The organism is Nocardioides hankookensis, assembly GCF_042658885.1.
GTDB classification, from domain to species: Bacteria; Actinomycetota; Actinomycetes; order Propionibacteriales; family Nocardioidaceae; genus Nocardioides; species Nocardioides hankookensis.
Genome location: NZ_JBHSRJ010000004.1, coordinates 986911 through 1013556 on the forward strand (window position 1 = coordinate 986911; position 26646 = coordinate 1013556).

The following is a 26646-nucleotide window of genomic DNA, read 5'->3' on the forward strand; positions in this document are numbered from 1 at the left end:
CTGATGAGCCCCCTGCTGACCACGCTCTCGATCCCGAGCCCCTCGTCGGGGGTCTGGTACCTCGGGCCGTTCCCGCTGCGCGGCTACGCGCTCGCGATCATCCTCGGCATCGTCGCCGCGATCTGGATCGGCGAGCGGCGCTGGGTCGCCCGCGGCGGCCAGCCCGGCGACATCCAGGACATCGCGATCTGGGCCGTCCCGTTCGGCCTCATCGGCGGCCGGCTCTACCACGTGATGACCGACCACGACCTCTACTTCGGCGCGGGGATGCACCCGATCGAGGCGCTCTACGTGTGGCGCGGCGGCCTCGGGGTCTGGGGCGCGATCGGCCTCGGCGCCGTCGGCGCCGTGATCGGCGCCAAGCGCAAGGGCATCAAGCTGCTGCCGGTCCTCGACGCGATGGCCCCCGGCGTGCTCGTCGCGCAGGCGCTGGGCCGCTGGGGCAACTGGTTCAACCAGGAGCTCTTCGGCAAGCCGACCGACCTGCCCTGGGGGCTCTCGGTCAGCGACAGCACCGCGGTCGACGCCGGCTACCCGCCCGGCACGCTCTTCCACCCGACGTTCCTCTACGAGAGCCTCTGGTGCCTCGGCGCCTTCGCGATCATCGTGTGGGCCGACCGCCGGTTCCGCCTCGGCCACGGCCGGGTCGTGGCGCTCTACATCATGATCTACACGCTCGGCCGGGGCTGGATCGAGATGCTGCGCATCGACAACGTCGAGCTCAAGGACGTCGGCGGCTTCCGGTTCAACGTGTGGACCTCGATCGTGCTCTTCGTCGCCGCGCTGATCTGGTTCGTGATCAGCGCCCGTCGCCGGCCCGGTCGCGAGGAGCAGGTGTACGTCGAGGGCCGCGGACCCCGGTCGGAGGAGGCCGAGACCGAGCCGTCCGCCTCCCGAGGCTCCCTGGACCCGCGCGCGGCGGACGACCCCGCCGCGGACAGGGGTCCGGAGCACCCCTAGACCGGTGTTAATCTTTCCTTTCTGCCAGGGCCAATGTCGTCCCCTGCCCGCAGAATCTGCTTCGCTGATCCGCTGGTGCCGGCCCGACAACGTCGTGGGGCTGGCGCGGCGCTGAGACGACGGGAGAATGCCCGGTGCACTCCTCGCACGCATTCCCGCCGCCCCAAGGGCTGTACGACCCCCGCCACGAGCACGACGCCTGCGGCGTCGCGTTCGTCGCGACGCTGACCGGCGTCGCCAGCCACGACATCGTGGCCAAGGCGCTGACCGCTCTCCGCAACCTCGACCACCGCGGCGCGGCCGGCGCCGAGGTCAACTCCGGCGACGGCGCAGGCATCCTGCTCCAGGTCCCGGACGCGTTCCTGCGCGCGGTCACGCAGGAGGCCGGCTTCGAGCTCCCCGCCCAGCACTCGTACGCCGTCGGCACGGCGTTCCTGCCGGGCGACGAGGAGGAGGTGGCCAAGACCCGCCGCCGGATCGAGGAGATCGCCGATGAGGAGGGCCTGACCGTCCTCGGCTGGCGCGACGTCCCGGTCCAGCCCGACGGGCTCGGCCAGATGGCGCTGGGCGTGATGCCGACCTTCGCCCAGCTCTTCGTCGCCGGCAACGGCACGCGGGTCACCGGAATGGCGCTGGAGCGGCTCGCGTTCTGCCTGCGCAAGCGCGCCGAGCGCGAGACGGACGTCTACTTCCCGTCCCTGTCGTCGCGCACGCTCGCCTACAAGGGCATGCTCACGACCGACCAGCTCGACAAGTTCTTCCCCGACCTGGTCGACGAGCGGATCGCCTCGGCCCTCGCCGTCGTGCACTCGCGGTTCTCGACGAACACGTTCCCGAGCTGGCCGCTGGCCCACCCGTTCCGGTTCATCGCCCACAACGGCGAGATCAACACCGTGATGGGCAACCGCAACTGGATGCGGGCCCGCGAGGCGCTGCTGAGCTCCGACGTGATCCCGGGCGACCTGGACCGCCTCTTCCCGATCTGCACGCCCGGTGCGTCCGACTCCGCGTCGTTCGACGAGGTGCTCGAGCTGCTGCACATGGGCGGCCGCTCGCTGCCGCACTCGGTGCTGATGATGATCCCGGAGGCGTGGGAGAACCACGCCGAGATGGACGCCAAGCGGCGTGCTTTCTACGAGTTCCACTCCGCCGTGATGGAGCCCTGGGACGGCCCGGCCTGCGTCGTCTTCACCGACGGCTCGCAGATCGGCGCGGTCCTCGACCGCAACGGCCTGCGCCCGTCGCGCTACTGGGTCACCGACGACGGCCTCGTCGTGCTGGCCTCTGAGGTCGGCGTCCTCGACCTCGACCCCGCGTCGATCGTCCGCAAGGGCCGGCTCCAGCCGGGCCGGATGTTCCTCGTCGACACCGACGAGCACCGGATCATCGAGGACGAGGAGATCAAGACCCAGCTCGCCTCGGAGCACCCGTACGACGAGTGGCTGCACGCCGGCCTGATCCACCTCAAGGACGTCACCGAGCGTGAGCACATCATCCACACGCACGCGTCGGTCACCCGCCGCCAGCAGGTCTTCGGCTACACCGAGGAGGAGCTGCGCGTCATCCTGACGCCGATGGCCAACGGTGGCGGCGAGCCGCTGGGCTCGATGGGCACCGACACGCCCCTGGCCTCGCTGAGCGAGAAGCCCCGGCTGCTGTTCGACTACTTCAGCCAGCTCTTCGCCCAGGTCACCAACCCGCCGCTCGACGCCATCCGCGAGGAGCTGGTCACCTCCCTGGCCGGCACCATCGGGCCCGAGTACAACCTGCTCGAGCCGGCGCCGGCGTCCTGTCGCATGGTGGTCCTGCCGTTCCCGGTCATCTCCAACGACGACCTGGCCAAGATCCGCCACATCAACCGTGACGGCGACATGCCGGGCTTCATCACCCACGTCTCTCGCGGGCTCTACCCCGTCGAGGGCGGGGGAGCGGCGATGGCCGAGCGGATCGACGAGATCTGTGCGGAGGTGTCGGCCGCGATCGCCGACGGCGCCCGCGTCATCGTGCTGTCCGACCGGCACTCCACCGCCGAGCACGCACCGATCCCGTCGCTGCTGCTCACGGGTGCCGTCCACCACCACCTGGTGCGCGAGAAGACCCGCACCCAGGTCGGGCTGCTGGTCGAGGCCGGCGACGTCCGCGAGGTGCACCACGTCGCCCTGCTCGTCGGGTACGGCGCGGCCGCGGTCAACCCCTACCTGGCGATGGAGTCGGTCGAGGACCTGGCCCGCGAGGGCTACTACGTCTCCGCCGAGCCGGAGCAGGCCGTCAAGAACCTGATCAAGGCGCTCGGCAAGGGCGTGCTCAAGGTGATGTCCAAGATGGGCGTCTCCACGGTCGCGTCCTACACCGGTGCGCAGATCTTCGAGGCGGTCGGGCTGTCGCAGGCGGTCGTCGACCGCTACTTCACCGGCACCACCTCCAAGCTCGGCGGCATCGAGCTCGACACGATCGCCGAGGAGGTCGCGCGCCGGCACGCCACGGCGTACCCGCGCGGCGGCATCCTGCCGGCGCACCGCGAGCTCGAGATCGGCGGCGAGTACCAGTGGCGCCGCGAGGGGGAGCCGCACCTGTTCGACCCGGAGACGGTCTTCCGGCTCCAGCACTCGACCCGCAGCGGCCGCTACGACATCTTCAAGCAGTACACCGCGCGCGTCGACGAGCAGTCCGAGCGGCTGATGACTTTGCGCGGCCTCTTCCGGTTCAAGGACGCCGACGGCTCCGGCCGTCAGCCGATCCCGATCGAGCAGGTCGAGCCGGCCTCCGAGATCGTCAAGCGGTTCTCGACCGGTGCGATGTCCTACGGCTCGATCAGCAAGGAGGCGCACGAGACCCTCGCGATCGCCATGAACCGGCTGGGCGCCAAGTCCAACACCGGTGAGGGCGGCGAGGACCCGGAGCGCCTCTACGACCCCGAGCGCCGCAGCTCGATCAAGCAGGTCGCGTCGGGCCGCTTCGGCGTCACGTCGGAGTACCTCACCAACGCCGACGACATCCAGATCAAGATGGCGCAGGGCGCGAAGCCCGGCGAGGGCGGCCAGCTGCCCGGCAACAAGGTCTACCCCTGGGTGGCCAAGACCCGGCACTCCACTCCGGGTGTGGGCCTGATCAGCCCGCCGCCGCACCACGACATCTACTCGATCGAGGACCTGGCGCAGCTGATCCACGACCTGAAGAACGCCAACCCCGCTGCCCGCGTGCACGTCAAGCTGGTCTCCGAGGTCGGTGTCGGCACGGTCGCCGCGGGCGTCTCGAAGGCGCACGCCGACGTCGTCCTGATCTCCGGGCACGACGGCGGCACCGGTGCGGCGCCGCTGACCTCGCTCAAGCACGCGGGTGGTCCCTGGGAGCTCGGCCTCGCCGAGACCCAGCAGACCCTGCTGCTCAACGGGCTGCGCGACCGGATCGTCGTGCAGACCGACGGCCAGCTCAAGACCGGCCGTGACGTCGTCATCGCCGCGCTGCTCGGCGCAGAAGAGTTCGGCTTCGCCTCGGCCCCCCTGGTCGTCTCGGGCTGCATCATGATGCGGGTCTGCCACCTCGACACCTGCCCCGTCGGTGTCGCGACGCAGAACCCGGTGCTGCGCGAGCGCTACTCCGGCAAGGCCGAGTACGTCGTGAACTTCTTCGAGTTCATCGCCGAGGAGGTGCGCGAGATCCTGGCCGAGCTGGGCTTCCGCACCATCGAGGAGGCGATCGGCCAGGTCGCGACGCTCGACGTCCGCGACGCGGTCGACCACTGGAAGGCGTCCGGGCTCGACCTGACCCCGGTGCTGCACCAGCCGGACCGCTCGGCGTTCCCGGACCAGGACCTGTTCCGCACCAAGTCGCAGGACCACGGGCTGGAGAAGTCGCTCGACGTCACGGAGCTGGTGCCCCTGGCCCAGGCCGCGATCGAGAACGGCGAGCCGGTCCGCGCGCAGGTCGCGATCCGCAACGTCAACCGCACCGTCGGCACGATCCTCGGCCACGAGGTCACCAAGAAGTACGGCGGTGACGGCCTGCCCGACGGCACGATCGACATCACCTTCACGGGCTCCGCCGGGCAGTCGTTCGGCGCGTTCGTGCCGAAGGGCATCACCCTGCGGCTCGAGGGCGACGCCAACGACTACGTCGGCAAGGGCCTCTCGGGTGGGCGGATCGTCGTACGCCCGGACCGCGCGGCGACGTTCAACAGCAACGAGCAGATCATCGCCGGCAACACGATCGCGTACGGCGCGACGTCGGGCCAGATCTTCCTGCGCGGCGGGGTCGGCGAGCGGTTCGCCGTCCGCAACTCCGGCGCCTGGCTGGTCAACGAGGGCGTGGGCGACCACGGCTGCGAGTACATGACCGGTGGCCGGGTGGTCGTGCTGGGCAAGACCGGGCGCAACTTCGCCGCGGGCATGTCCGGCGGTGTCGCCTGGGTGCTCGACCTCAAGCCGCAGCGCGTCAACACCGAGCTCGTCGAGCTGGGCCCGGTCACCAAGGACGCCGCGACCGAGCTCGAGCAGCTGGTCCGCAGCCACCTGGAGGAGACCGGCTCGGTCGTCGCCGAGGAGCTGCTGGCCGACTGGGAGACGTCGCTGACCCGCTTCACCGAGGTGATGCCGGGTGACTACCGCAAGTCGTTGGAGGCGAAGGCCAAGGCGGAAGCCGACGGCCTCGACGAGAACGAGACCGCCCACGCGATGATGGAGGCGCTCCATGGCTGACCCCCGCGGCTTCCTGAAGAGCGGCCGTCAGGTCGCCGACCGACGCCCCGTGGACGAGCGGGTGCAGGACTGGAACGAGGTCTACCCCGGCAGCGCCGGTCGGGCCCTGCTCCCGATCATCACCGAGCAGGCCGGGCGCTGCATGGACTGCGGCATCCCGTTCTGCCACCAGGGCTGCCCGCTCGGGAACATCATCCCGGAGTGGAACGACCTGGTCTGGCGCGACGACTGGGAGGGCGCGATCGAGCGCCTCCACGCGACCAACAACTTCCCGGAGTTCACCGGTCGCCTGTGCCCGGCCCCGTGCGAGACCGCCTGCGTCCTGGGCATCAACCAGGACCCGGTGACGATCAAGAACGTCGAGGTCTCGATCATCGACAAGGCGTGGGAGTCCGGCCTGGTCCGGCCCCAGCCGCCGGAGTGGCTCTCGGGCCGCACCGTTGCCGTGATCGGCTCGGGCCCCGCCGGTCTCGCGGCCGCCCAGCAGCTCACCCGCGCGGGTCACACCGTCGCGGTCTACGAGCGGGCGGACAAGATCGGCGGCCTGCTGCGCTACGGCATCCCCGAGTTCAAGATGGAGAAGAAGCACCTCGACAAGCGTCTCGAGCAGATGCGCCGCGAGGGCACCGTCTTCCGGGCCGGCGTCGACGTCGGCTCCGCGCTCGGCGCCGACAAGCTCAAGGAGCGGTACGACGCCGTCGTGCTGGCCATGGGCGCCACCGACCCGCGCGACCTGGGCATCACCGGGCGCGAGCTCGGTGGCATCCACCAGGCGATGGAGTTCCTCCCGCAGGCCAACCGGGTCGCCCTGGGTGAAGAGGTCGAGGACCAGATCCTGGCCACCGGCAAGCACGTCGTCATCATCGGCGGCGGCGACACCGGTGCCGACTGCCTCGGGACCTCGACCCGTCAGGGCGCGGCGTCGATCACGCAGCTGGAGATCATGCCGGAGCCGCCCGAGTCGCGCCCGGCGGGCCAGCCCTGGCCGACGTACCCGATGACCTTCCGCGTCTCCTCGGCGCACGAGGAGGCGGGGGAGCGGGTCTACGCCGTCTCCACGAAGGAGTTCCTCGGTGACGAGGACGGCAACGTCCGGGCCCTGCGCCTGGTCGAGGTCGTCTTCGAGGGCGGCAAGCTCACCGAGATCGAGGGCACCGAGCGCGAGATCCCGGCCCAGCTGGTGCTCTTCGCGATGGGCTTCCTCGGCCCCGAGAAGCCGGGCCTGGTCGAGCAGCTCGGCGTGGACCTCGACGAGCGGGGCAACGTCAAGCGCGACCTCGGCTACCAGTCCTCGGTGCCGAGCGTGTTCGTCGCCGGCGACGCGGGCCGCGGCCAGTCGTTGATCGTCTGGGCGATCGCGGAGGGGCGCGCCGCGGCCGCCGCGGTCGACACCTACCTGACCGGGTCGACGACGCTGCCGTCGCCGATCAAGCCGACCGAGCGCCCGCTGGTCGTCTGAGCTCCACCGTCAGCACGGCCGAGTCGGCGCAGACTTACCCTGGACGAGGGAAGACTGCGCCGACTCGGCGATTTCACGATCAGTCCGACGGAGGTTTGGTCTTTGGAAGATCAAAGTCGCGATAGGGTGAGGCACGTGCGTAGAGCAAAGATCGTCTGCACCCTCGGCCCGGCGACCTCGTCGCCCCGTCGGATCCGCGAGCTCGTGTACGCCGGGATGGACGTCGCCCGGCTGAACATGAGCCACGGGTCCCACGAGGACCACGCGGAGGCGTACCGCCTCGTGCGCGAGGCGTCCGACGCGAGCGGTCACGGCGTCGGCATCTTCGCCGACCTGCAGGGCCCCAAGATCCGGCTCGAGACGTTCAAGGACGGCCCGGTCCAGCTGCGCCGCGGCCAGGAGTGGGTGATCACCACCCGCGACGTCGACGGCGACGACACGATCTGTGGCACGACGTACAAGGGCCTTCCCGGCGACGTGAACGTCGGCGACCCGCTCCTGATCGACGACGGCAAGATCCGGCTCCGGGTGACCGGCGTCGTCGACGGCACCGACGTCCACACCGAGGTGCTGGTCGGCGGCAAGGTCTCCAACAACAAGGGCATCAACCTGCCCGGCGTCGCCGTGTCGGTCCCGGCGCTCTCCGAGAAGGACATCGAGGACCTGCGCTTCGCGCTGCACCTCACGGTCGACTTCATCGCGCTGAGCTTCGTGCGCGACGCCAAGGACGCCGACGACGTCCGCAAGATCATGGACGAGGAGGGTGTCCACGTCCCGGTCATCGCGAAGATCGAGAAGCCGCAGGCCATCGAGAACCTCGACGAGGTCATCGACGCCTTCGACGGCTTCATGGTCGCCCGCGGCGACCTCGCGGTGGAGTGCCCGCTCGAGGACGTGCCGTTCCTGCAGAAGCAGATCGTGCGCAAGGCCCGCCTGCACGCGAAGCCGGTGATCGTCGCGACCCAGATGCTCGAGTCGATGATCTCCAGCCCGTCGCCGACCCGCGCCGAGGCCTCCGACGTCGCCAACGCGGTGCTCGACGGCGCCGACGCCGTGATGCTCTCCGGCGAGACCAGCGTGGGGGAGTTCCCCGTGCACACCGTCGAGACGATGGCGCGGATCATCACCTCGACCGAGGAGCACGCGATCCGCAACAGCGAGGGTGCCGGCGTCTTCGCGAAGATCGACTGGGACCCGCACACGCGCTCCGGCGTGATCGCCAAGGCCGCCGAGGAGGTCGCCGAGCGGGTCGACGCCAAGTACGTCGTCGCGTTCACCACCAGCGGTGACTCCGCACGCCGGATGTCGCGGCTGCGCGGTCCGGTCCCGGTCCTGGCGTTCACGCCCGTGCCCGCCGTCCGCTCCCAGCTGGCGCTGAGCTGGGGCGTCGAGACGTTCCTGACCCAGATGGTCGAGCACACCGACGAGATGGTCCGTCAGGTCGACGACCAGCTGCTCCAGATCGGCCGGGTCACCGAGGGCGACCTGGTCGTCATCATCGCCGGCGCCCCTCCCGGCATCCCCGGCTCGACCAACGCGCTGCGTATCCACCGCATGGGGGACGCCATCAACGAGGTAGCCCCGGCGTACAAGCGCCAGCACTGAGCGCGGACGTCGTACGGACGGAGCAGATGGATGCTTCGTCCGTACGACGGCACGCGATGACCAGCGTCAGACGACGGACTTCTGGCCGCCGAACTCCTTGCGGCCCCACACCGCCCAGACCACGGCGGTGATGATCGAGAAGAAGATGGCGCAGACGATCCAGACGATCTTCGCGCCGGTGCTCGCGCTGGAGCGCGCGACCTCGATGATGACCCAGATCGCGGCGATCAGAGCGATGATGCCGATGATGGTGCCCATGAGCGTCTCCTTTGGTGGGTGCTGACGCGCGACGATACTGCGCTCCTGCCCGGTTCAGCGGCTACGCCGCGGGGTGCTCCAGACCGTCGACCGTCACGACTTCAGCCCGATCAGCTCGTCGAGGCGCGCCACACCGGCCCGGGTCGAGACGCTGATCGTCTGGTGGTTGGACTGCCGCCAGGCCACGTCGACCAGGTCGAGCGCCCAGCAGCAGATCTCGCGGATGTCCGCCGAGACGTTCGTGAACTGCCAGCGCGGGTAGTCGTAGCGCTTCTTCTCGCCCGCGACGACCCGGGTCGTCCAGTTGCGCGCGCGACAGCCGTCCGAGTGGAAGAGTCCGCGGAGGAACGCCGCCGGCTGGGCCTCGACGATCGTCCGCTGCCAGTCCTCGAGGACGATGGGCCGCTCGTGCTTGCGGCCTGGACCGTGCTGGGGGAAGAGGCAGGGCCAGTGCTTCCAGTGCGCCTGGACGACGACGACCCCCGGCGCACGGACGCGGAAGACGCGGGCGCCGGGCCGAACCTCTCGGATCGCGGTCTCGACCTCGTCGATGATCGATGGGTAGGCCGCGTCGCACGACACGCGAAGCGCGAAGTACCGCGGGGCCCGTGAGATGTGGCCGTCCCCGAGGTAGAAGCCGAGGAGCTCGGCGTAGGAGGCACCGAGGGTTGCCCCCGAGCACCTCGGGCAGGCGGCTGGCGAGCGTGACGGACCTCCGGCGCGCCAGTCTCGGAGGGCGGCACGACTGACGCCCGTCCTCCTACTGACCTCGGACAGCGTGTGCTGCGCCAGCAGCGCGAGCGCGCGGTCGCGGGTCGGTTCGTCGTACACGGTCCGACCATCTCCGACGGCGCCGACATCGAGTGTGGCGCGGTGCCCCGAGTGGGATTCGAACCCACACTGAATGGTGTTTGAGACCATCGCCTCTGCCGTTGGGCTATCGGGGCTCACGGCGCGAGAAACCTTAACGGAACGCACGTCGGACGCCGGCCTTGGCTAAAGTCGATCGAACTACTACAGTTTCGGGCACGCGGGTGCTCGGGCAGTGGAGGTCGACATGTGGAAGCCGTGGCAGCAGGCCAGCGGATGGGGCCGCGCCAGCAACGAACGAGCGATCGCGAACGCCCGGACGGCCTCGACCGCGCTGAGCCACCGGCGCGTCGAGCGTGCGGAGGTCGAGCTGTTCCTGCGCGAGCGGGCGGCGCGACGGCTGCCCGTGGCGGGGGTCGCGCCGCGTCCAGCCTGACGGGTGCGCGACGTACGGCGGCGCTCGGGCGGATAACCTGCTGCCGTGACGCAGTCGACCGACCAGCCGACCCCGGGTGCTGCCGCCCGCCGGGTCGTCATCGCCGAGGACGAGGTCCTCATCCGGATGGACCTCGCCGAGATGCTCTCGGAGGAGGGCTACGACGTCGTCGGCCAGGCCGGTGACGGGGCGAAGGCGGTCGAGCTCGCCGAGGAGCTCCGCCCGGACCTGGTGATCCTGGACGTGAAGATGCCGGTCCTCGACGGCATCGCGGCGGCCGAGCGGATCGCCGGGCAGCGGATCGCACCCGTCGTCATCCTCACCGCGTTCTCGCAGCGCGACCTCGTCGAGCGGGCCCGCGACGCCGGCGCGATGGCCTACCTGGTCAAGCCGTTCAGCCAGACCGACCTGGTGCCTGCCATCGAGATGGCGGTGAGCCGCTTCGCCGAGCTCTCGATGCTCGAGTCCGAGGTCGCCGACCTGACCGAGCGCCTCGAGACCCGCAAGGCCGTCGACCGCGCCAAGAACGTGCTCCAGGACCAGCTCAAGCTCTCCGAGCCGGAGGCGTTCCGGTGGATCCAGAAGACCGCGATGGATCTACGTCTGTCGATGCGGCAGGTCGCCGAAGGGGTCATCGCGCACGGTCCGGGCATCGCCGGCTGAGCCGAGACGTTTCCGCTAGATCACGCTTCGGTAAAGCCTGCGCGCGTGCCGCGCCGGGAAGTCGGGGGACTGGCGCTTCACTCACCGTTCACCCCTAGACTGCCGTCCGAACCCAGCCGGGTTCTGGAATGGGAGGACCGAGTTGAAGTCTCGACACGTCGTCCGCGAGCGGACCGTGCGCAGGGGGGTAGCGGGACTTGTTCTCGCGCTGCTGCTCGCGCCGGTGCTCGCGCTGATTTCCTCGGGTCCGGCCAGCGCCGTCGACACGCTGTGCCTACCGGGTCCCGACAAGGCCTGCATCGCCGGCACCATCCGCACGGACGAAGGTCCGCTCGCCGACGTGACGCTGACAGTCACCGACGAGTCCGGCGCGTCCCAGGAGGTGACCACCAGCGAGAGCGGCAAGTGGAACGTCCAGGTGGACACCGAAGGGAAGTACGTCGTCAAGGTCGACGCCGAGTCCCTCCCGGACGACCTGGACGTCAAGACCGGTGAGGTCACCGTCGTGACCAAGTTCGGCGTCACCAAGCCCGCGCTGCTCACCATCCGCACCGCCGACTACAGCGCCACGACCAGCAAGTTCGACGAGCTCGTCCAGAGCACCGTCAACGGACTGCGGCTGGGCCTGCTGCTCGCGCTCGCCTCGGTCGGCCTGTCGCTCATCTACGGCACGACGGGCCTCTCGAACTTCGCGCACGCCGAGCAGGTGACGCTGGGCGGCATGCTCGGCTACCTGCTCATCAACCAGAACGGGCTCGGTCTGTGGATCGGTGGCCTGCTGGTGGTGGTCCTGTGCGCGTTCACGGGGTGGTTCCAGGACCGGGTGCTGTGGCAGCCACTACGACGCCGCGGCCTGGGCCTGACCCAGATGATGATCGTGACGATCGGCCTCTCCCTGGCGCTCCAGTACGTCTACCAGTACACCGTCGGCGCCCGCACGGTCCGCGTCCTCCAGGACAACCCGTCGGTGCGCGAGTTCGGGCCGGTCACGATCACCAACCAGTCGATCGTCGCGATGGTGATCTCGGTGATCGTGCTGGCGGGCGTCGGCTACGCACTGCTCCGCACCCGGATCGGTCGTGCCACCCGCGCCGTGTCCGACAACCCGGCGCTCGCCTCGGCGTCGGGCATCGACACCGACCGGGTGATCCGCCTCGTGTGGACGGTCGCGATGGGGCTCGCCGGCCTCTCCGGGCTGCTCTACGCGCTGGTCACCAACGGCATCAAGTGGGACTCCGGTCTCCAGATCCTGCTGCTGCTCTTCGCGGCGGTCACCCTCGGTGGCCTCGGCACCGCGTTCGGCGCCCTCATCGGTGCCATCATCATCGGCCTGGTCGTGGAGCTGTCGCCGGTCCTGGGCATGCCCGGTGACTTCAAGTACGCGACCGCGCTGCTGATCTTGATCCTGCTCCTGCTCGTGCGACCGCAAGGTCTGCTCGGCAAGCCGCAGCGGGTCGGGTAAGGGGAGGACTGAAGACCATGGACACCATCCAGTTCATCCTCAACGGCATGATGCGCGAGGCGCTGTCGCCGCAGACGGCGGCGGTCGCGATCGCGGTCATCGGCCTCAACATCCACTTCGGCTTCACCGGCCTGCTCAACATGGGCCAGTCGGGCTTCATGCTGCTCGGCGCCTACGGCTTCGCGATCTCGATCTCCAACGGCCTGCCGATGATCCTCGGCATCCTGTTCGGGTTCGGGGCGGCGTTCATCTTCGCGCTGGTGCTCGGTGCGCCCACCCTCAAGCTGCGTGGTGACTACCTGGCGATCGTGACGATCTCGGCCGCGGAGATCATCAGGTACGTCGGCAGATCGGCGCTGCTCGTCGACTTCACCGGCTCGGCCCAGGGCATCCCGGGCAGCCAGTACACGACCGGCTTCCGCAACCTGTCGTTCTTCGGGACCGGCTCCTTCACGCTGATCCCGTTCAACTACACCGACGTCGCTGACGGCGCCGCCTGGGTGCGGATCATCGGCTGGATCGTCGCGATCGCGGTCATCGTGCTGATCGTGATGCGCTTCCGCAGCGGCAACGCCTTCAAGGGCATCGCGCAGTCGGCCGGCATGGCCGGTCTCCTGGTGTTCGGCGTGCTGCTGCTCTTCTTCCTCTTCCCGGTGCCCTACCAGAGCACCGGCGTCAGCGGCTGGTGGGTGCGGTTCGTCGCGTGGGGCCTGGCCCTGCTGTGCACGTTGGTCGTCTTCCTGCTGGTCCGCAGCCCGTGGGGCCGGCTGCTCCGCGGCATCCGCGAGGACGAGGACGCGATCCGCTCGCTGGGCAAGAACGTCTTCTCCATCAAGATGCAGGCCCTGATCATCGGCGGTCTCTTCGGAGCGCTCGGCGGCATGGTCTACGTGCTGTCGTCGAGCGTGCAGCCCGACTCGATGGGCCGCTCGCTGACGTTCTTCTGCTACACCGCGCTGCTGCTCGGTGGCGCCGCCACGATCTTCGGACCGGTGCTCGGCTCGGTGCTCTTCTTCGCCGGCCGGATCGGGATCAAGTACACGGCCGCGGCGTACGTGCCGGACAGCATCATGAGCAACCAGCAGACCGAGCAGTTCTCGTACATCGTCGTCGGTGTGGCGCTGATGCTGATCGTGATCTTCCGACCACAAGGCATCCTGGGCAACAAGAGGGAGCTGCGTTTCAATGTCTGAGCAGATGGCCGACCCCAAGGTCGACACCGGACTCGCGGACCCGGCTGCCCGCCGGGCGCTGACCTCCGGCTTCGACGCCGTCCCCGGTGCCGGCAAGCCGGACCCGATCCTGGTCGTCGACAACATCGTGCGGCAGTTCGGCGGCATGACCGCCGTCGACGTGCAGCACCTCGAGGTGCAGCGCGGCCTGATCACGGCGCTGATCGGCCCCAACGGTGCCGGCAAGACGACGTTCTTCAACCTGATCACCGGGTTCGACAAGCCGACCACGGCCGGCAAGGGCGCGCACTGGGCCTTCGACGGACGCACGCTCGACAAGACGTCGGCCTCCAGCGTCGCCCAGGCCGGCATGGTCCGGACCTTCCAGCTCACCAAGGCGCTCAGCGCGATGACGGTGATCGACAACATGATGCTGGGCGCGCAGAACCAGGCGGGGGAGAACCTCCTCAAGTCGATGTTCCGCGGCACCTGGGCCAAGCAGGAGAAGGAGATCGAGGCCAAGGCCGACGAGCTCCTCGCGCGTTTCAAGCTCTTCGAGAAGAAGCACGACTACGCCGGCAGCCTCTCGGGAGGCCAGCGCAAGCTCCTCGAGATGGCCCGCGCGCTGATGAGCGACCCGAAGATGATCATGCTCGACGAGCCGATGGCCGGCGTGAACCCCGCGCTCACCCAGTCGCTGCTCGGCCACATCCAGAACCTGCGCGACGAGGGCATGACCGTGCTCTTCGTCGAGCACGACATGCACGTCGTGCGCCACATCTCCGACTGGGTCGCGGTGATGGCCGAGGGCCGGCTGGTCGCCGAGGGCGCCGCCGACACGGTGATGTCGGACCCGGCCGTGATCGACGCCTACCTCGGGGCGCACCACGACACCGACCTCGGTGACGACGCGCTGCTCACCGACGCGGCGCTGGAGGGGATGGCCGATGAGGTGGCCGCCGAGGACGCCGAACGCGAGGCCGAGGAAGAGGCGGAGGGACTGCGATGACCGAGCAGCAGCAGGGCGGGACCGCCACCGAGACCCGGAAGGCGGTCGTCGAGGCCAAGGACGTCGTCGCCGGCTACATCCCCGGGGTCAACATCCTCAACGGGTGCAGCCTGGTCGCCTACCCGGGCGAGATGATCGGCATCATCGGCCCGAACGGCGCCGGCAAGTCGACGCTCCTCAAGGCGATGTTCGGCCTGGTCAAGGTGCACTCGGGGTCGGTGACGCTGGGCGACCGCGACATCACCAACCTGCGCACCAACCAGCTGGTGGAGATGGGTGTCGGGTTCGTCCCGCAGACCAACAACGTCTTCCCGTCGCTGAGCATCGAGGAGAACCTTCGGATGGGCCTCTTCCTGCGGCCCAAGAAGATCCGCGAGCGCCTCGACGCCATGTGGGACCTCTTCCCGGTGCTGCACGACCGGCGCAACCAGAGCGCGGGCGCGTTGTCCGGTGGCGAGCGGCAGTCGCTCGCCATGGCCCGGGCGCTGATGATGGAGCCGTCGGTGCTGCTGCTCGACGAGCCGTCCGCCGGCCTGTCGCCGGTGCGCCAGGACGAGACCTTCCTGCGCACCCGCCGGATCAACAAGACCGGTGTCTGCGTCGTGATGGTCGAGCAGAACGCCCGCCGCTGCCTGCAGATCTGCGACCGCGGCTACGTGCTCGACCAGGGCCGCGACGCCTACAGCGGCACCGGCCGCGAGCTCGCCAACGACCCCAAGGTCATCGAGCTCTACCTCGGCACCCTGGCCAAGGACGTCGACGAGGAGCGCGACGGGCACTGAGCCGCCGCTGGATGTGGCGTCGAGACACCGAGAACGGCCCCTGGGACCTGGTCCTGGGGGCCGTTCTCGGTGTCTCGACGATCTCGGCGCAGCCGAGCCCATGACGAAGGGCCCCGGACCGTGAGGTCCGGGGCCCTTCGCGTGCTACGGGGTGATCAGAGGATCACCCGTGGATCACTTGGAGCCCTCCACCGTGGTGGTGAGCTCGTTCTTGTTGTCGGCGTTGTACTTGAAGATGCCGACGAAGGCCGACGACGGGTCGTTCTCGTCGTCGATCGGGCCGATGCCCGACGGGCCGGAGTACTTGATCTCCGAGCCGTCCTCGAGCAGCGCGACACAGTCGGCGTAGGTGGTGCACTCCTCGCCGTCGGTGGCACCCGACACGGCGGCCAGGTTCTTCTGGACCGTCGCGGAGTCGGTCGCCCCACCCTTGACCGCGGCCAGCGCGGCGAGGATGGTCGCGTCGTAGGACTCAGCGCCGTACGAGTAGTCCTTCAGAGCAGAGCCCTCGCCCACCTCGGCCCAGCCGCTGAGCCGGTCCTTGAAGGAGGAGTCCGGGTCGGCGCCGGGGACGGTGCCCTGGGCGCCCTCGAGGGTGCCCTTCGCGAAGTCCTTGCTGTAGTCGGACACGTTGCCGTCGGTCAGGTAGACCTTCGACATGTCCCAGCCCTGCGACTTGAGCTCGGGGACGATCGACTTCGTCTCGTCGAACGCGAGCACCACGATGGCGTCCGGCTTCGAGGCGAGCACACCGCTGACCTCGGCCGAGAACGTCGTCTGGCCGGCCGGGAACTCGTCGCCGTCGCCCTTGCAGCCGTAGGTGCAGGAGCCGCCTGCGGCCTTGACCGTCTCCTCGATGACGTTGCGCAGGCCGGTGCCGTAGGTGTCGTTGAACACCAGGAAGCCGACCTTCGTGTAGCCGTCGGTGGTGATCAGGGTGCCCAGCGCGTTGCCCTGGACGCCGTCCGGCGGGGCGGTACGGAAGTACCACGGCGAGTAGCCGCTGAGGTCGACCGCGGTGTTGGCCGGCGAGATCTCGGTGATCTTGTTGTCGGCGAAGGTGTCGACGACGTTCAGCGAGACGCTGGACGACGCGGCGCCGATGACGACGGAAGGCTTGCTGGCGACCAGCGTGCCCGCCGAGGCGGTGGAGACCGACATGTCGGTCGAGTCACCGGAGTCCTGGACGTCGTGGCAGGCCTTGGCGCCGTTGACGCCGCCGGCCGCGTTGATGTCCGAGACAGCAAGGCCGACGCCCGCGATCTCCGGCGGACCGAGGAAGGCGAGGTTACCGGTCAGCGGCAGGATGCCACCGACGCGGAGCGTGTCGGCGCTGGTCGCGCCGGCGTCGCACTTGTCGTTGGTGAACGAGTCCGCTGCCGGAGCCGACTCGGACGCCGAGGGGGTGTCGCTCGCCTCCGGAGTGCTCTCGCCCTCCGAGTCGGAGCCGCAAGCGGTCAGGGCGAGGCCGAGGACGGCTGTGCCCGCCATCAGCCGTACCCAGTTGGTCGTGGTTCGATTCACGGGGTGAACCTTTCTGTCGCGTTGATGCACTACACCGCGCCCGCCCTCCCGAAAAGGTTGGGCATAGCCATGCCACCGTAGGTCTGGCCGCATGGCGCGGTGTCGTACGGCACCCTGTCGTTAGCGAACCGTTACGTCAATGCTGCCGAGCGGCGCAAACGTCAGCGGAGCGCGCCCACGAGCGCGACCAGGAGGGGCGCGACGAGGAGCGCCGGCAGCAGGTCGGCGACCGGGATCTCGCGGACCCGGAGCAGCCGCAGCGCGACGCCGACGAGCAGCAACCCTCCGGTGGCCGTGATCGCGGCGAGGTGGGCGTCGGGCAGCACGTCCCCGAGGGCCAGGCCGAGCAGGGTCAGGCTGCCCTGGACGGCGATGATCGTGATCGCGCTGGCGGCGACGCCCCAGCCGAACGACGCGGCGAACGCGATGGCCGCGAAGCCGTCGAGCGCCGCCTTGAGGAAGAGCTGCTCGGCACCGTTGCCCAGCCCGTCGTTGATCGAGCCGAGGATGGTGAGCGGCCCGGTGCAGAAGATGAGGGACGAGACCACGAAGCCCTCGATGAAGCGGTGCCGCTCGGCCGAGCTGGCGCCACCGGAGAGGCGGCTCTGGAGCCACCCGCCGAACGACTCGACGCGCGACTCCAGGCTCAGCAGCGACCCGGCGATCCCGCCGACCAGCAGCGATCCCAGCACGATCAGCATCGGTGCGCTGTCGCCGACGTAGTCCGACAGGTCGTCGTCCAGGACGGCCATCGCCGACGTACCGGCGATCAGCAGCGTCACCAGGCCGAGGGAGTCGGTCACGACGTCGCGGGTGCGCACCGGCAGCCGGTTGCCGAGCAGGACGCCGATCACGCTGCCGATCAGGACGGTGGCGACGTTGACGACGGTGCCGATGCCGGGGATCACGGGACTCCTCTGCCATTGCCGGGCGCCTGAGCGTAGTCTCTCCCGGTGGAGTCGCGTTCGGGGGATCGGGATGCGCGACGGACCGTGAGAGGCCGAAGAGGCATGGCTCGATGAATCGCTCCTTGGTGTCGCTCCGCTCGGTGACCCTCGAAGACGCCCCCCATCTCGCAGAGGTGTGGACCGACGTGATCCGTCGGGTCGGACCGGAGGACCAGGCGGCAGACATGGAGGCCGTGATCCTCGAGGTGCTGGCGTCCGACGCCCAGCGCATCGTGGTGGCCGAGTACGACGGCAAGTTCGCCGGCGCGGTCCATCTCGAGCACACGACGATGTCGGCGCTCAACCGCGAGCCGGTCGTGCGGGCGCTCTCGCCGCACGTCCTCGCGCCGTACCGTCGCCACGGCGTCGGCACCGCCCTGATGGAGGCCGCGGTCAGCTGGGCCGAGGAGCTCGGGATCGGGCACGTCGCCACGGCCGCCGTCGCCGGGTCGCGCGACGCCAACCGGTTCATGGCGCGCATCGCGCTGGGGCCGTACGCCGTGCTCCGCGTCGCCACCACGCACGCCGTGCGGAGCCGGCTGAGCGTGCACCGGCGCCCGGCGACGGCCACCAACGGTCGTCAGCTCACCCAGGTGCTGGCCGCCCGCCGCTCGCTGCGACGCAGCCGGGCCGGCGCCGAAGGTTAGGAGTCGAACCGCTCCCGCGGGAGCAGGGCGCAGGTGATCCGCGAGGTGCAGACCCGCTTGCCGCGCTCGTCGGTGATGACGACCTCGTAGGTCGCGGTCGTGCGGCCGAGGTGGATCGCGGTCGCCGTACCGGTGACCGTGCCCGAGGTGGCCGAGCGGTGGTGGGTCGCGTTGATCTCGATGCCGACCGACAGCTTGTCGGGGTGCGCGTGCACTGCGGAGCCGACCGAGCCGAGCGTCTCGGCGAGCACGACCGATGCGCCGCCGTGCAGGAGGCCGTACGGCTGGGTGTTGCCCTCGACCGGCATCGTCCCGACGACCTTCTCGGCGGAGATCTCGACGAGCTCGATGCCCATCTTCTCGTTCAGCCCGCCCATGCCCTCGGGCATCGCGGCGATGTAGTCGTCCACGGACAGCTCGTTGCGCTCGCTCATGGCGCCATCCTGCCTGTCGGTGGTCCTGGATAGAGTCGGCGGGTGCCTCGCCTCCTGCTCCTCGACGGTCACTCGCTCGCCTACCGCGCCTTCTTCGCGCTGCCGGTCGAGAACTTCTCGACCACCACCGGGCAGCACACCAACGCGGTCTACGGCTTCACCTCGATGCTCATCAACGTGCTGCGCGACGAGCAGCCCACCCACGTCGGTGTCGCCTTCGACGTCTCCCGCCAGACGTTCCGCCTCGCGGAGTACTCCGAGTACAAGGCGAAGCGCAACAAGACGCCCGGTGAGTTCAGCAGCCAGCTGCCGCTGATCGAGGAGGTCCTGGGCGCGCTGCGGATCCCGTTCCTGAAGAAGGACGGCTACGAGGCCGACGACATCATCGCGACGCTCGTGACCCAGGCGCTCGAGGACGAGGAGATGGAGGTCCTGATCCTCACCGGCGACCGCGACTCGCTCCAGCTCGTCACCGACCGCTCGACCGTCCTCTACCCGATGCGCGGCGTCTCCGACCTCGCGCGGATGACGCCGACCGCCGTCGAGGAGAAGTACGGCGTCCCGCCGTACCGCTACCCCGAGATCGCGGCGATCGTGGGGGAGACCTCCGACAACCTGCCCGGGGTCCCCGGCGTCGGCCAGGGCTTCGCCGCCAAGTGGATCAACCAGTACGACGGCCTCGACAACGTGATCGCCCACGCCGACGAGATCACCGGCAAGAAGGGCGAGGCGCTGCGCGAGCACCTCGGCGACGTGATCCGCAACCGCCACCTCAACGCGCTGGTGCGCGACCTCGACCTCGAGCTGGGACCCGCCGAGCTGGTCCTCCAGCCGTGGGACCGCCAGGAGGTGCACACGCTCTTCGACGGCCTCGAGTTCCGGGTGCTCCGAGACCGGCTGTTCGAGACGCTGACCTCCGAGGAGGAGATCGACGACTCCGGCTTCGAGCTGGCGGCGACGGTGCTCGGCTCGGGCGAGCTGGCCGGGTGGCTGGCCGAGCACGCCGCGACCGAGGACCGGGTCGGCGTGCACGTCGCCGGCCGCTGGGGCGCCGGCACCGGCGACGTCACCTCGCTCGCGCTCGCGACCACCGAGGGGACCGCGGCCTGGATCCCGGCCGACGCGTTCGGGCCCGACGACCAGGCCGCCCTCGCGTCCTGGCTGGCCGACCCCGCCCGGCCCAAGGTGCTGCACGACGCCAAGGGCCCGATGCTCGCGCTCGCCGCCTGGGGGATGCCGCTGGCCGGGCTGGCGCGCGACACGGCCCTGTCGGCGTACCTCGCGCGTCCCGACCAGCGCTCCTACGACCTGGCCGACCTGACCGTCCGCTACCTCAAGCGCGAGCTCAAGCAGGGTGCTGTCGACGACGGGCAGCTCAGCCTCGGCCTGGAGGACGAGCCCTCCGGCGAGGTCGAGATGCTGCACGCCCGGGCGGTGCTCGACCTGGCGGCCGCGCTCGACGACGAGCTCGAGGAGCGCGGTGGCACCCGTCTCCTCAACGACGTCGAGCTCCCGCTGGTCGACCTGCTCGCCACGATGGAGCAGACCGGCATCGCCGTCGACACCGAGCACCTCGAGGCGCTCGAGAGCCACTTCGCCGCGGAGGTCCGCACGGCGGCCGAGGACGCCTACTCGGTGATCGGCAAGGAGATCAACCTCGGCTCGCCCAAGCAGCTGCAGGTGGTGCTCTTCGACGAGCTCGACATGCCGAAGACCAAGCGCACCAAGACCGGCTACACGACCGACGCCGACGCGCTGCAGGCGCTCTACGTGAAGACCGAGCACCCGTTCCTGCTGCACCTGCTGCGGCACCGCGACGTCTCCCGGCTGCGGCAGACGATCGAGGGGCTGCTCAAGACCGTGTCGGGCGACGGTCGGATCCACACGACGTTCAACCAGACCATCGCCGCGACCGGTCGGCTCTCGAGCACCGACCCCAACCTCCAGAACATCCCGATCCGCACCGAGGAGGGTCGCCGGATCCGCGAGGGGTTCGTGGTCGGCGACGGCTTCGAGTCGCTGATGACCGCCGACTACAGCCAGATCGAGATGCGGATCATGGCGCACCTGTCCGAGGACGCGCTGCTCATCGAGGCCTTCCGGTCGGGCCGCGACTTCCACTCGATCACCGCGGCGCGGGTCTTCGACGTCCCGGCAGACGACGTCACGGTCGAGATGCGCGCCAAGATCAAGGCGATGAACTACGGCCTCGCCTACGGCCTCTCCGCCTTCGGCCTCGGGCAGCAGCTGGGCATCGAGCCCGGCGAGGCGCGCGGGCTGATGGACGAGTACTTCCAGACCTTCGGCGGGATCCGCGACTACCTCGCCGGGGTCGTCGACGAGGCCCGGCGCACCGGCTTCACCGAGACGATCATGGGCCGGCGCCGCTACCTGCCCGACCTGACCAGCGACAACCGGCAGCGCCGCGAGATGGCGGAGCGGATGGCGCTCAACGCGCCGATCCAGGGCTCGGCCGCCGACCTGATCAAGGTGGCGATGCTCGACGTGCAGCGCGAGCTGAGCGCCGCCGGCTTGACGTCACGGATGCTGCTCCAGGTGCACGACGAGCTCGTCTTCGACGTCGCGCCGGGGGAGCGGGAGGCGCTCGAGACGCTGGTGCGCCAGCAGATGGGCGGGGCAGCCGACCTCACCGTGCCGCTCGACGTCTCGGTCGGCTTCGGTCGCAGCTGGCACGAGGCCGCGCACTGATCTCAGTGCGGTGACGGCGGCGCGGTCTCGACCTGCGCCGCCGGGGCCCGGACGTCCTCGCGCAGCCGCCAGAGGCTGACGCCCAGCAGCACCACGAAGAGGGCGGCGTCCACACAGATGACGGTCGTGACGAGCCGTTCGAGCGTCGTCGCGGTCATCGCGGTCGCGAGCAGCACCACGAACCCGACCCAGACGAGGTACGCCGAGCGGGTGCCGCGCCGCGCGAGCACCGAGTAGACGAGCAGCTGGAGCATCGAGAGCAGGGTGCCGAGGATGGCGAACATCCAGAGCTGGTCCTGCACGTCGGCGTACTCCGAGCCGCCGACGAAGACCAGCGCCAGCCCGGAGAAGAGCCACGCGCCCAGCGTGCACACGCTGCCGAGCGTCAGCACGAGGACCAGGCTGCGCACCAGCGCGCTGCGGCGCGCGTCGACCGTCGACATCGACGGGAACGCGATCACGACCACGAACTGCGGCAGGAAGAGCACCGCCTTCGTCAGGATCAGGCCGCCGGCGTACAGGCCAGCCTCGTGCTCGTCGAGGACGTTGCGGGCCACGATGACGTCGGCGTTCGAGAGCACCAGGAAGCCGAGCAGTGCGAACGACGCCAGGACCGCCTCGCGCGCCATCGGCCGGGCGCGGTGCTCGTCGCTGGACGCACCGGGAGCGCGCCCCATCCGCAGCGCCCACCACCCGGTCGCGACCGGGACCCACAGGCCGAGCATCACGCCGAGCATCGCGCTGGTCTCCGACGGGACGACCAGGATGCAGATCGTGCCGAGGACGACCCGCGGCACGCCCACGCCCAGGTAGACCAGCGCGAGCGGGAGCCACCGGCGCTCGCCCTGGAGGATGCCGGCCTGGCCGCCCATGATCGTCAGCGGCACCGCGGCGACCGCGAGCAGCAGCGCGGGGGCGATGCCGTCAAGCCGCAGCAGCTTCCAGATCGCGGGGGAGAGGACCACCATCACGATGCCGAGCGCGACAGCGGCGCGGTAGGTCACCCGGAGGGCGCCGAGCTCGATCTGCGCGACGTGGTCGGGCTGGCCGGCGATCCGGCGGGCGGCGGTCGCCTGGAGGCCGAGCTGGAGCACCGCCATGACCATCAGCACGGCCATCAGGCTCGCGATCGCGCCGTACTCGCTCGGACCGAGGATGCGCGCCGCGATGATCTGGAAGCCGTACGTGGCGATGTTCATGACCGCCATCGCGATGGCGATGCCCGCGCTGCCCTTGAAGAGCGAGCGCGCGGAGCCCGGTGACAGAACCACGCGGCGAGCGTAGAGGGTGGCGCCACGCCTCCGAGCAGCAGCCACACCCTAGACTCGCCCGGTGCAGTGGTGGGCGGCGTGCTGGCGGACCATGCGGCCGCGGCAGTGGGCGAAGAACCTGCTGGTCCTCGCCGCCCCTCTGGCGGCCGGCCAGCTGCTCGAGCCCGACGTCGCGGCGGCCACCGGCGCGGCCCTGGTCGCCTTCTGCCTCGCCTCGTCCGCGGTGTACGCCGTCAACGACGTCGCCGACGTCGAGGCGGACCGGATCCACCCGCGCAAGAGGTTCCGTCCGGTCGCGGCCGGCGAGCTGTCGCGGCGCGGCGCCCTGTTCCTCGGGGCCGTCCTCGCCGTCCTCGCGCTGGGCATCGCCTGGCTGACCGACGACGCCCTGGTCCTGCTGATCGCCGCCTACCTGGTGATCCAGCTCGCCTACGCGTTCTGGCTCAAGCACGAGGCCGTGCTCGACATCGCGGTGGTCACCGTCGGGTTCCTGATGCGGGCGGTCGCCGGCGGCATCGCGGCCGACCTCCCGATCTCGCAGTGGTTCCTGCTGGTCACCGGCTTCGGCTCGCTGTTCGTGGTGGCAGGCAAGCGCTACTCCGAGCTGCACACGCTCGGTGTCGATGCCGGCACCCGACGCTCCCTGGTCAGCTACACCGACACCTACCTGCGCTTCGTCTGGAGCATCTCGGCCGCCGCGGCGGTGATCTCCTACAGCCTGTGGGCCTTCGAGCAGGACGCCGGCTCCGACCAGCCGTGGCACGCGCTGTCGATCGCGGCGTTCGTGCTCGGTGTGCTCCGCTACGCCGTCGACATCGACGCCGGCAAGGCCGCCGAGCCCGAGGACATCGTCTGGGGCGACCGGGTCCTCCAGAGCATCGGCCTGGCCTGGCTGGTCCTGGTCTGCCTCGGGGTCTCCGGTGGGTGAGCCCCCGCACGGCACCCCCACCTCGCTGACCGGGTGGGGGCGGACGGCGCCGTCGGTGGCCCGTCTCGTGGACGCCGGGGTGGCCGAGCTCCCCGAGGTGGTTGCCGCGGCCGGACCGCGCGGGATCGTGGCCCGCGGCCTCGGGCGCTCGTACGGCGATGCCGCGCAGAACGCCGGAGGTGTGGTCGTCGCGCCTCTCGAGTCCTGGATCGAGCCGGACCTCGAGCGCCCCGGTGGACCCGTGGTCGAGGTCTCCGCCGGCGCGAGCCTGCACGACCTCATGGGTCGGCTGCTCCCGACCGGTCACTTCGTCCCGGTCACGCCCGGCACCCGCTACGTGACGGTCGGCGGGGCGATCGCCGCCGACGTCCACGGCAAGAGCCACCACCGCGACGGGAGCTTCGGCGACCACGTCGTCTCGCTCGACCTGCTGACCGCCGACGGCTCGACCCGCACGCTCGGCCCCGACAGCCAGGAGTTCTGGGCCACCGTCGGCGGCATGGGCCTGACCGGGGTCGTCACGCGGGCGACGGTCCGGGTGCGGCCCGTCGACTCGGCGTACCTCAAGGTCGACACCGAGCGGCTCCCCGACCTGCCCAGCCTGATGCGCCGGATGCGCGAGGCCGACCGCGCCAGCACCTACTCCGTCGCGTGGATCGACACCGTCTCCGGTGGCCGGTCGCTCGGCCGCTCCATCCTCACCGTCGGTGAGCACGCCACCCTCGACGACCTCGGCCCCCGTCTGCGGGAGCGCCGCTGGCAGCCGCCCCACCCACCCCGGGCGACGGTCCCCGGCAGCCCGGTCAACCTCGTGACCCGGCTCTCCAGCCGCGCCTTCAGCGAGCTCTGGTACCGCAAGGCGCCCGCCCACCGCGAGGGCGAGATCCAGTCGATCGCCGCGTTCTTCCACCCGCTCGACGGGGTCGGCTCCTGGAACCGCGTGTACGGCGGCGCCGGGTTCGTGCAGTACCAGCTCGTCGTCCCGGACGCGGCCGAGGACGCCCTGCCCGCGCTGTTCGAGCGCCTGGTCCGGGGCGGCCTGTCGTCCTTCCTCTCGGTGCTCAAGCGGTTCGGTCCGGCCAACCGGGGTCTGCTGTCCTTCCCGATGACCGGATGGACGCTCGCGATCGACGTGCCGACGTCGGCCGCGGTCGCCGCCGGCCCGCTGCTCGCCGAGCTCGACCGCGAGGTCGCCGACCTTGGCGGCCGCGTCTACCTGGCCAAGGACTCGCGGCTGGACCCCGAGGTCTTCGCCCTGATGTACCCGCGCCTCGAGGAGTTCCGCGAGGTCAAGGCCGCCCTGGACCCGGACGGGGTGTTCCAGTCGGACCTCGCCCGCCGGCTCCGGATCGTCGTCGAAGGAGAACAGTGATCAACTCAGTCGGTCAGCCGCAGACGGTGCTCTCGCTGGGCGGGACCAGCGACATCGCGCTCGCCACGGTCCGCGCCTGGGCGTCGCGGGGGAGCCTCAGGGTCGTGCTCGCGGCACGTCCGGGCCCGCGTCGTACGGCGGTCGCGGCGGCCCTGGTCGCCGAGGGGGTCGAGGTGGTGGAACTGGACTTCGACGCCGAGGACGTCGCCACCCACGCCGAGACCATCCGGCAGGCAGCGACGTACGGCGACATCGACGTCGCGCTGGTCGCGTTCGGCGTCCTGGGCGACGAGGAGCAGTCGTGGCAGGACCACACCACCGCGATGCACGTCGCGCGGGTCAACTACCTCGGCGCCGTGAGCGTCGGCGTCCTGCTCGCGCCGGTGCTGCGGAAGCAGGGGCACGGCGTCCTGGTCGCGCTGTCGTCGGTCGCGGGTGAGCGGGTCCGGCGCAGCAACTTCGTCTACGGCTCGACCAAGGCCGGCATGGACGGCTTCTACGTCGGGCTCGGCGAGGCGCTGCGCGGGTCGGGTGCCCGCGTGCTGGTCGTGCGTCCCGGGTTCGTGCACAGCAAGATGACCGAGGGTCGCGACCCGGCGCCGCTGTCGGTGACGTCCGAGCAGGTCGCCGCCGCGATCGTCACGGGTGTCTCCGACGGGTCCGACCTGATCTGGGTGCCCCGGCCGATGCGCGCGGTGATGTCGGGACTGCGGCACGTGCCGCGCCCGATCTTCCGCAGGCTGCCGCTCTAGAACAGGCCCTAGTAGGGCTCGGCCGCGTCGCGGTGGCCGAGGAACCGGGCGACCGGCCGCAGCCGCAGCCGCATCAAGGTCTTGACCACCACGTTGCGCAGGAACCAGGGGAGCTCACGCAGCATCCGGGCGGCGCTGCCGAGGCCCGGCCGGCCGACGGTGAAGACCGCGAGGCTGCCGACGCGGCGGTCGTAGACCAGCGGCTCGCGACGTGCGACGGCCCAGGCGAGCGCCAGGGTCACGCCGACCGAGGAGAAGGAGTCGTGCACCAGCACGCGGCTCCCCGGCGCCATCGTGCGTGCCCAACGGATGTCCTGGTAGGCGTGCACCGGGTCGTGGGCGCCGTCGACGTAGAGCAGGTCGACCGGTCGGTCGCCCCACGCGCGGCGGGCGGTCTCGCTCGGCTGCGGGATCGACTCGACGCGGTCGGCGACCCCGGCGTCGTCCACGTGGCGGGCGAAGGCGCGCGCGGCCAGGTCGCCGCCGTACTTCCCCCCGACGAAGGGATCGATGCTCACGACCGTGACGTCGGGGCGAGCGCCGGCCAGGACCACGGTCGAGCGGCCCTGGTGCGAGCCGATCTCGACGACGGTCGAGCCGGGCCGGAGCTGCGTGGCGGCGTCGAAGAGCGCGTGCGCCTGGTCGCGCGTCAGCCATCCGGGGATGGCGTCGGCGACGCCGAAGACGGCGGGAAAGGCGTCGGCGCCCACGATTGGTCCTAGGGTTCGGATCGCTGGTCCGCGACAGCATAG

22 protein-coding genes and 1 tRNA gene are annotated in these 26646 nt (G+C 70.4%); 15 read left to right on the plus strand and 8 right to left on the minus strand.

The genetic code is table 11. From position 1 onward, the window contains the following. The first annotated feature begins 3 nt into the window (after nt 1–3). From lgt to pyk, 4 genes are all read left to right on the plus strand, one after another. Nucleotides 4–960 (plus strand): prolipoprotein diacylglyceryl transferase, encoded by a 957-nt coding sequence (gene lgt, locus ACFPYL_RS11220; RefSeq protein WP_379153885.1) that lies wholly within the window; start codon nt 4–6, stop codon nt 958–960. Between the two features lie 134 nt (nt 961–1094). Continuing rightward, the gene (gltB, locus tag ACFPYL_RS11225; protein WP_379153887.1) at nt 1095–5654 is read left to right on the plus strand and encodes a glutamate synthase large subunit; all 4560 of its coding nucleotides are present in this window, start codon (nt 1095–1097) and stop codon (nt 5652–5654) included. Next, the gene (locus ACFPYL_RS11230) at nt 5647–7113 is read left to right on the plus strand and encodes a glutamate synthase subunit beta (RefSeq protein WP_379153889.1); all 1467 of its coding nucleotides are present in this window, start codon (nt 5647–5649) and stop codon (nt 7111–7113) included. The genes gltB and ACFPYL_RS11230 overlap by 8 nt, the downstream gene beginning before the upstream one ends. A gap of 135 nt (nt 7114–7248) precedes the next feature. Further along, on the plus strand, nt 7249–8718 hold the full coding sequence (pyk, locus tag ACFPYL_RS11235) for a pyruvate kinase (RefSeq protein WP_379153891.1): 1470 nt from the start codon (nt 7249–7251) through the stop codon (nt 8716–8718). Between the two features lie 66 nt (nt 8719–8784). Here the strand turns inward: pyk and ACFPYL_RS11240 are convergent, their stop codons facing one another. From ACFPYL_RS11240 to ACFPYL_RS11250, 3 genes are all read right to left on the minus strand, one after another. After that, on the minus strand, nt 8785–8976 hold the full coding sequence (locus tag ACFPYL_RS11240; protein ID WP_379153893.1) for a PLDc N-terminal domain-containing protein: 192 nt from the start codon (nt 8974–8976) through the stop codon (nt 8785–8787). Between the two features lie 93 nt (nt 8977–9069). Next, nucleotides 9070–9807, minus strand: a complete 738-nt coding sequence (locus tag ACFPYL_RS11245) for a transcriptional regulator (protein WP_379153895.1) — start codon at nt 9805–9807, stop codon at nt 9070–9072. A gap of 43 nt (nt 9808–9850) precedes the next feature. Continuing rightward, nucleotides 9851–9923 (minus strand) — tRNA-Leu (locus ACFPYL_RS11250). Nucleotides 9924–10033: 110 nt separating this feature from the next. Between ACFPYL_RS11250 and ACFPYL_RS11255 the strand changes: the two genes are divergently transcribed. The 6 genes from ACFPYL_RS11255 to ACFPYL_RS11280 all read left to right on the plus strand — a co-directional run bounded on the left by ACFPYL_RS11255 (nt 10034) and on the right by ACFPYL_RS11280 (nt 15310). Next, complete coding sequence (locus ACFPYL_RS11255; RefSeq protein ID WP_379153897.1) at nt 10034–10222, plus strand: hypothetical protein; 189 nt, start codon at nt 10034–10036, stop codon at nt 10220–10222. Between the two features lie 45 nt (nt 10223–10267). Next, nucleotides 10268–10885: an ANTAR domain-containing response regulator gene (locus tag ACFPYL_RS11260; protein ID WP_379153899.1), complete on the plus strand. Its 618-nt coding sequence runs from the start codon at nt 10268–10270 to the stop codon at nt 10883–10885. A gap of 175 nt (nt 10886–11060) precedes the next feature. Next, complete coding sequence (locus tag ACFPYL_RS11265; RefSeq protein WP_379153901.1) at nt 11061–12347, plus strand: branched-chain amino acid ABC transporter permease; 1287 nt, start codon at nt 11061–11063, stop codon at nt 12345–12347. Nucleotides 12348–12364: 17 nt separating this feature from the next. Further along, nucleotides 12365–13540, plus strand: a complete 1176-nt coding sequence (locus ACFPYL_RS11270; protein ID WP_379153903.1) for a branched-chain amino acid ABC transporter permease — start codon at nt 12365–12367, stop codon at nt 13538–13540. After that, nucleotides 13533–14528 carry an ABC transporter ATP-binding protein gene (locus tag ACFPYL_RS11275; protein WP_379153905.1) on the plus strand — a complete coding sequence of 332 codons (996 nt, stop codon included), beginning with the start codon at nt 13533–13535 and terminating at the stop codon, nt 14526–14528. The genes ACFPYL_RS11270 and ACFPYL_RS11275 overlap by 8 nt, the downstream gene beginning before the upstream one ends. Then, nucleotides 14525–15310, plus strand: coding sequence for an ABC transporter ATP-binding protein (locus ACFPYL_RS11280; RefSeq protein WP_379153907.1), 786 nt, complete (start codon nt 14525–14527; stop codon nt 15308–15310). Before ACFPYL_RS11275 ends, ACFPYL_RS11280 begins: the two co-directional genes overlap by 4 nt. A 174-nt stretch (nt 15311–15484) precedes the next feature. Here the strand turns inward: ACFPYL_RS11280 and ACFPYL_RS11285 are convergent, their stop codons facing one another. After that, nucleotides 15485–16834 (minus strand): ABC transporter substrate-binding protein, encoded by a 1350-nt coding sequence (locus ACFPYL_RS11285; protein WP_379153909.1) that lies wholly within the window; start codon nt 16832–16834, stop codon nt 15485–15487. 161 nt (nt 16835–16995) lie between these two features. Then, complete coding sequence (locus tag ACFPYL_RS11290) at nt 16996–17742, minus strand: DUF554 domain-containing protein (RefSeq protein WP_379153911.1); 747 nt, start codon at nt 17740–17742, stop codon at nt 16996–16998. Between the two features lie 224 nt (nt 17743–17966). Between ACFPYL_RS11290 and ACFPYL_RS11295 the strand changes: the two genes are divergently transcribed. After that, a complete protein-coding gene (locus ACFPYL_RS11295; protein WP_379153913.1) occupies nt 17967–18428 on the plus strand; it encodes a GNAT family N-acetyltransferase in 462 nt (153 codons plus the stop codon). On the opposite strand, the gene ACFPYL_RS11300 is transcribed toward ACFPYL_RS11295, so the two are convergent. After that, nucleotides 18425–18862 carry a PaaI family thioesterase gene (locus tag ACFPYL_RS11300; RefSeq protein ID WP_379153915.1) on the minus strand — a complete coding sequence of 146 codons (438 nt, stop codon included), beginning with the start codon at nt 18860–18862 and terminating at the stop codon, nt 18425–18427. The two genes, ACFPYL_RS11295 and ACFPYL_RS11300, sit on opposite strands and share 4 nt — an antisense overlap. A gap of 42 nt (nt 18863–18904) precedes the next feature. On the opposite strand from ACFPYL_RS11300, the gene polA reads away from it, so the two are divergent. Beyond that, nucleotides 18905–21571, plus strand: a complete 2667-nt coding sequence (gene polA / locus ACFPYL_RS11305; RefSeq protein ID WP_379153917.1) for a DNA polymerase I — start codon at nt 18905–18907, stop codon at nt 21569–21571. Between the two features lie 2 nt (nt 21572–21573). On the opposite strand, the gene ACFPYL_RS11310 is transcribed toward polA, so the two are convergent. Further along, complete coding sequence (locus ACFPYL_RS11310; protein WP_379153919.1) at nt 21574–22842, minus strand: lipopolysaccharide biosynthesis protein; 1269 nt, start codon at nt 22840–22842, stop codon at nt 21574–21576. Nucleotides 22843–22903: 61 nt separating this feature from the next. Between ACFPYL_RS11310 and ACFPYL_RS11315 the strand changes: the two genes are divergently transcribed. From ACFPYL_RS11315 to ACFPYL_RS11325, 3 genes are read left to right on the plus strand one after another with little or no spacing between them, the layout of a single operon-like run. Continuing rightward, entirely contained in the window at nt 22904–23770 is an 867-nt protein-coding gene (locus ACFPYL_RS11315; protein WP_379153920.1) for a decaprenyl-phosphate phosphoribosyltransferase, read from the plus strand. Continuing rightward, nucleotides 23763–25142, plus strand: coding sequence for an FAD-binding oxidoreductase (locus tag ACFPYL_RS11320; RefSeq protein WP_379153922.1), 1380 nt, complete (start codon nt 23763–23765; stop codon nt 25140–25142). The genes ACFPYL_RS11315 and ACFPYL_RS11320 overlap by 8 nt, the downstream gene beginning before the upstream one ends. Beyond that, nucleotides 25139–25894 carry a decaprenylphospho-beta-D-erythro-pentofuranosid-2-ulose 2-reductase gene (locus ACFPYL_RS11325; RefSeq protein ID WP_379153924.1) on the plus strand — a complete coding sequence of 252 codons (756 nt, stop codon included), beginning with the start codon at nt 25139–25141 and terminating at the stop codon, nt 25892–25894. Before ACFPYL_RS11320 ends, ACFPYL_RS11325 begins: the two co-directional genes overlap by 4 nt. Nucleotides 25895–25902: 8 nt before the next feature. Here ACFPYL_RS11325 and ACFPYL_RS11330 read toward each other — a convergent pair whose 3' ends face one another. Further along, nucleotides 25903–26604, minus strand: a complete 702-nt coding sequence (locus tag ACFPYL_RS11330) for a class I SAM-dependent methyltransferase (protein WP_379153926.1) — start codon at nt 26602–26604, stop codon at nt 25903–25905. Nucleotides 26605–26646: the final 42 nt, after the last annotated feature.

Bases quoted from the DNA above. Each gene is read 5' to 3' on its own strand.
- lgt (WP_379153885.1), top strand. From the start codon at position 4: ATGAGCCCCCTGCTGACCACGCTCTCGATCCCGAGCCCCTCGTCGGGG.
- ACFPYL_RS11230 (WP_379153889.1), top strand. From the start codon at position 5,647: ATGGCTGACCCCCGCGGCTTCCTGAAGAGCGGCCGTCAGGTCGCCGAC.
- ACFPYL_RS11240 (WP_379153893.1), bottom strand. From the start codon at position 8,976: ATGGGCACCATCATCGGCATCATCGCTCTGATCGCCGCGATCTGGGTC.
- ACFPYL_RS11255 (WP_379153897.1), top strand. From the start codon at position 10,034: ATGTGGAAGCCGTGGCAGCAGGCCAGCGGATGGGGCCGCGCCAGCAAC.
- ACFPYL_RS11270 (WP_379153903.1), top strand. From the start codon at position 12,365: ATGGACACCATCCAGTTCATCCTCAACGGCATGATGCGCGAGGCGCTG.
- ACFPYL_RS11275 (WP_379153905.1), top strand. From the start codon at position 13,533: ATGTCTGAGCAGATGGCCGACCCCAAGGTCGACACCGGACTCGCGGAC.
- ACFPYL_RS11280 (WP_379153907.1), top strand. From the start codon at position 14,525: ATGACCGAGCAGCAGCAGGGCGGGACCGCCACCGAGACCCGGAAGGCG.
- ACFPYL_RS11295 (WP_379153913.1), top strand. From the start codon at position 17,967: ATGGAGGCCGTGATCCTCGAGGTGCTGGCGTCCGACGCCCAGCGCATC.
- ACFPYL_RS11300 (WP_379153915.1), bottom strand. From the start codon at position 18,862: ATGAGCGAGCGCAACGAGCTGTCCGTGGACGACTACATCGCCGCGATG.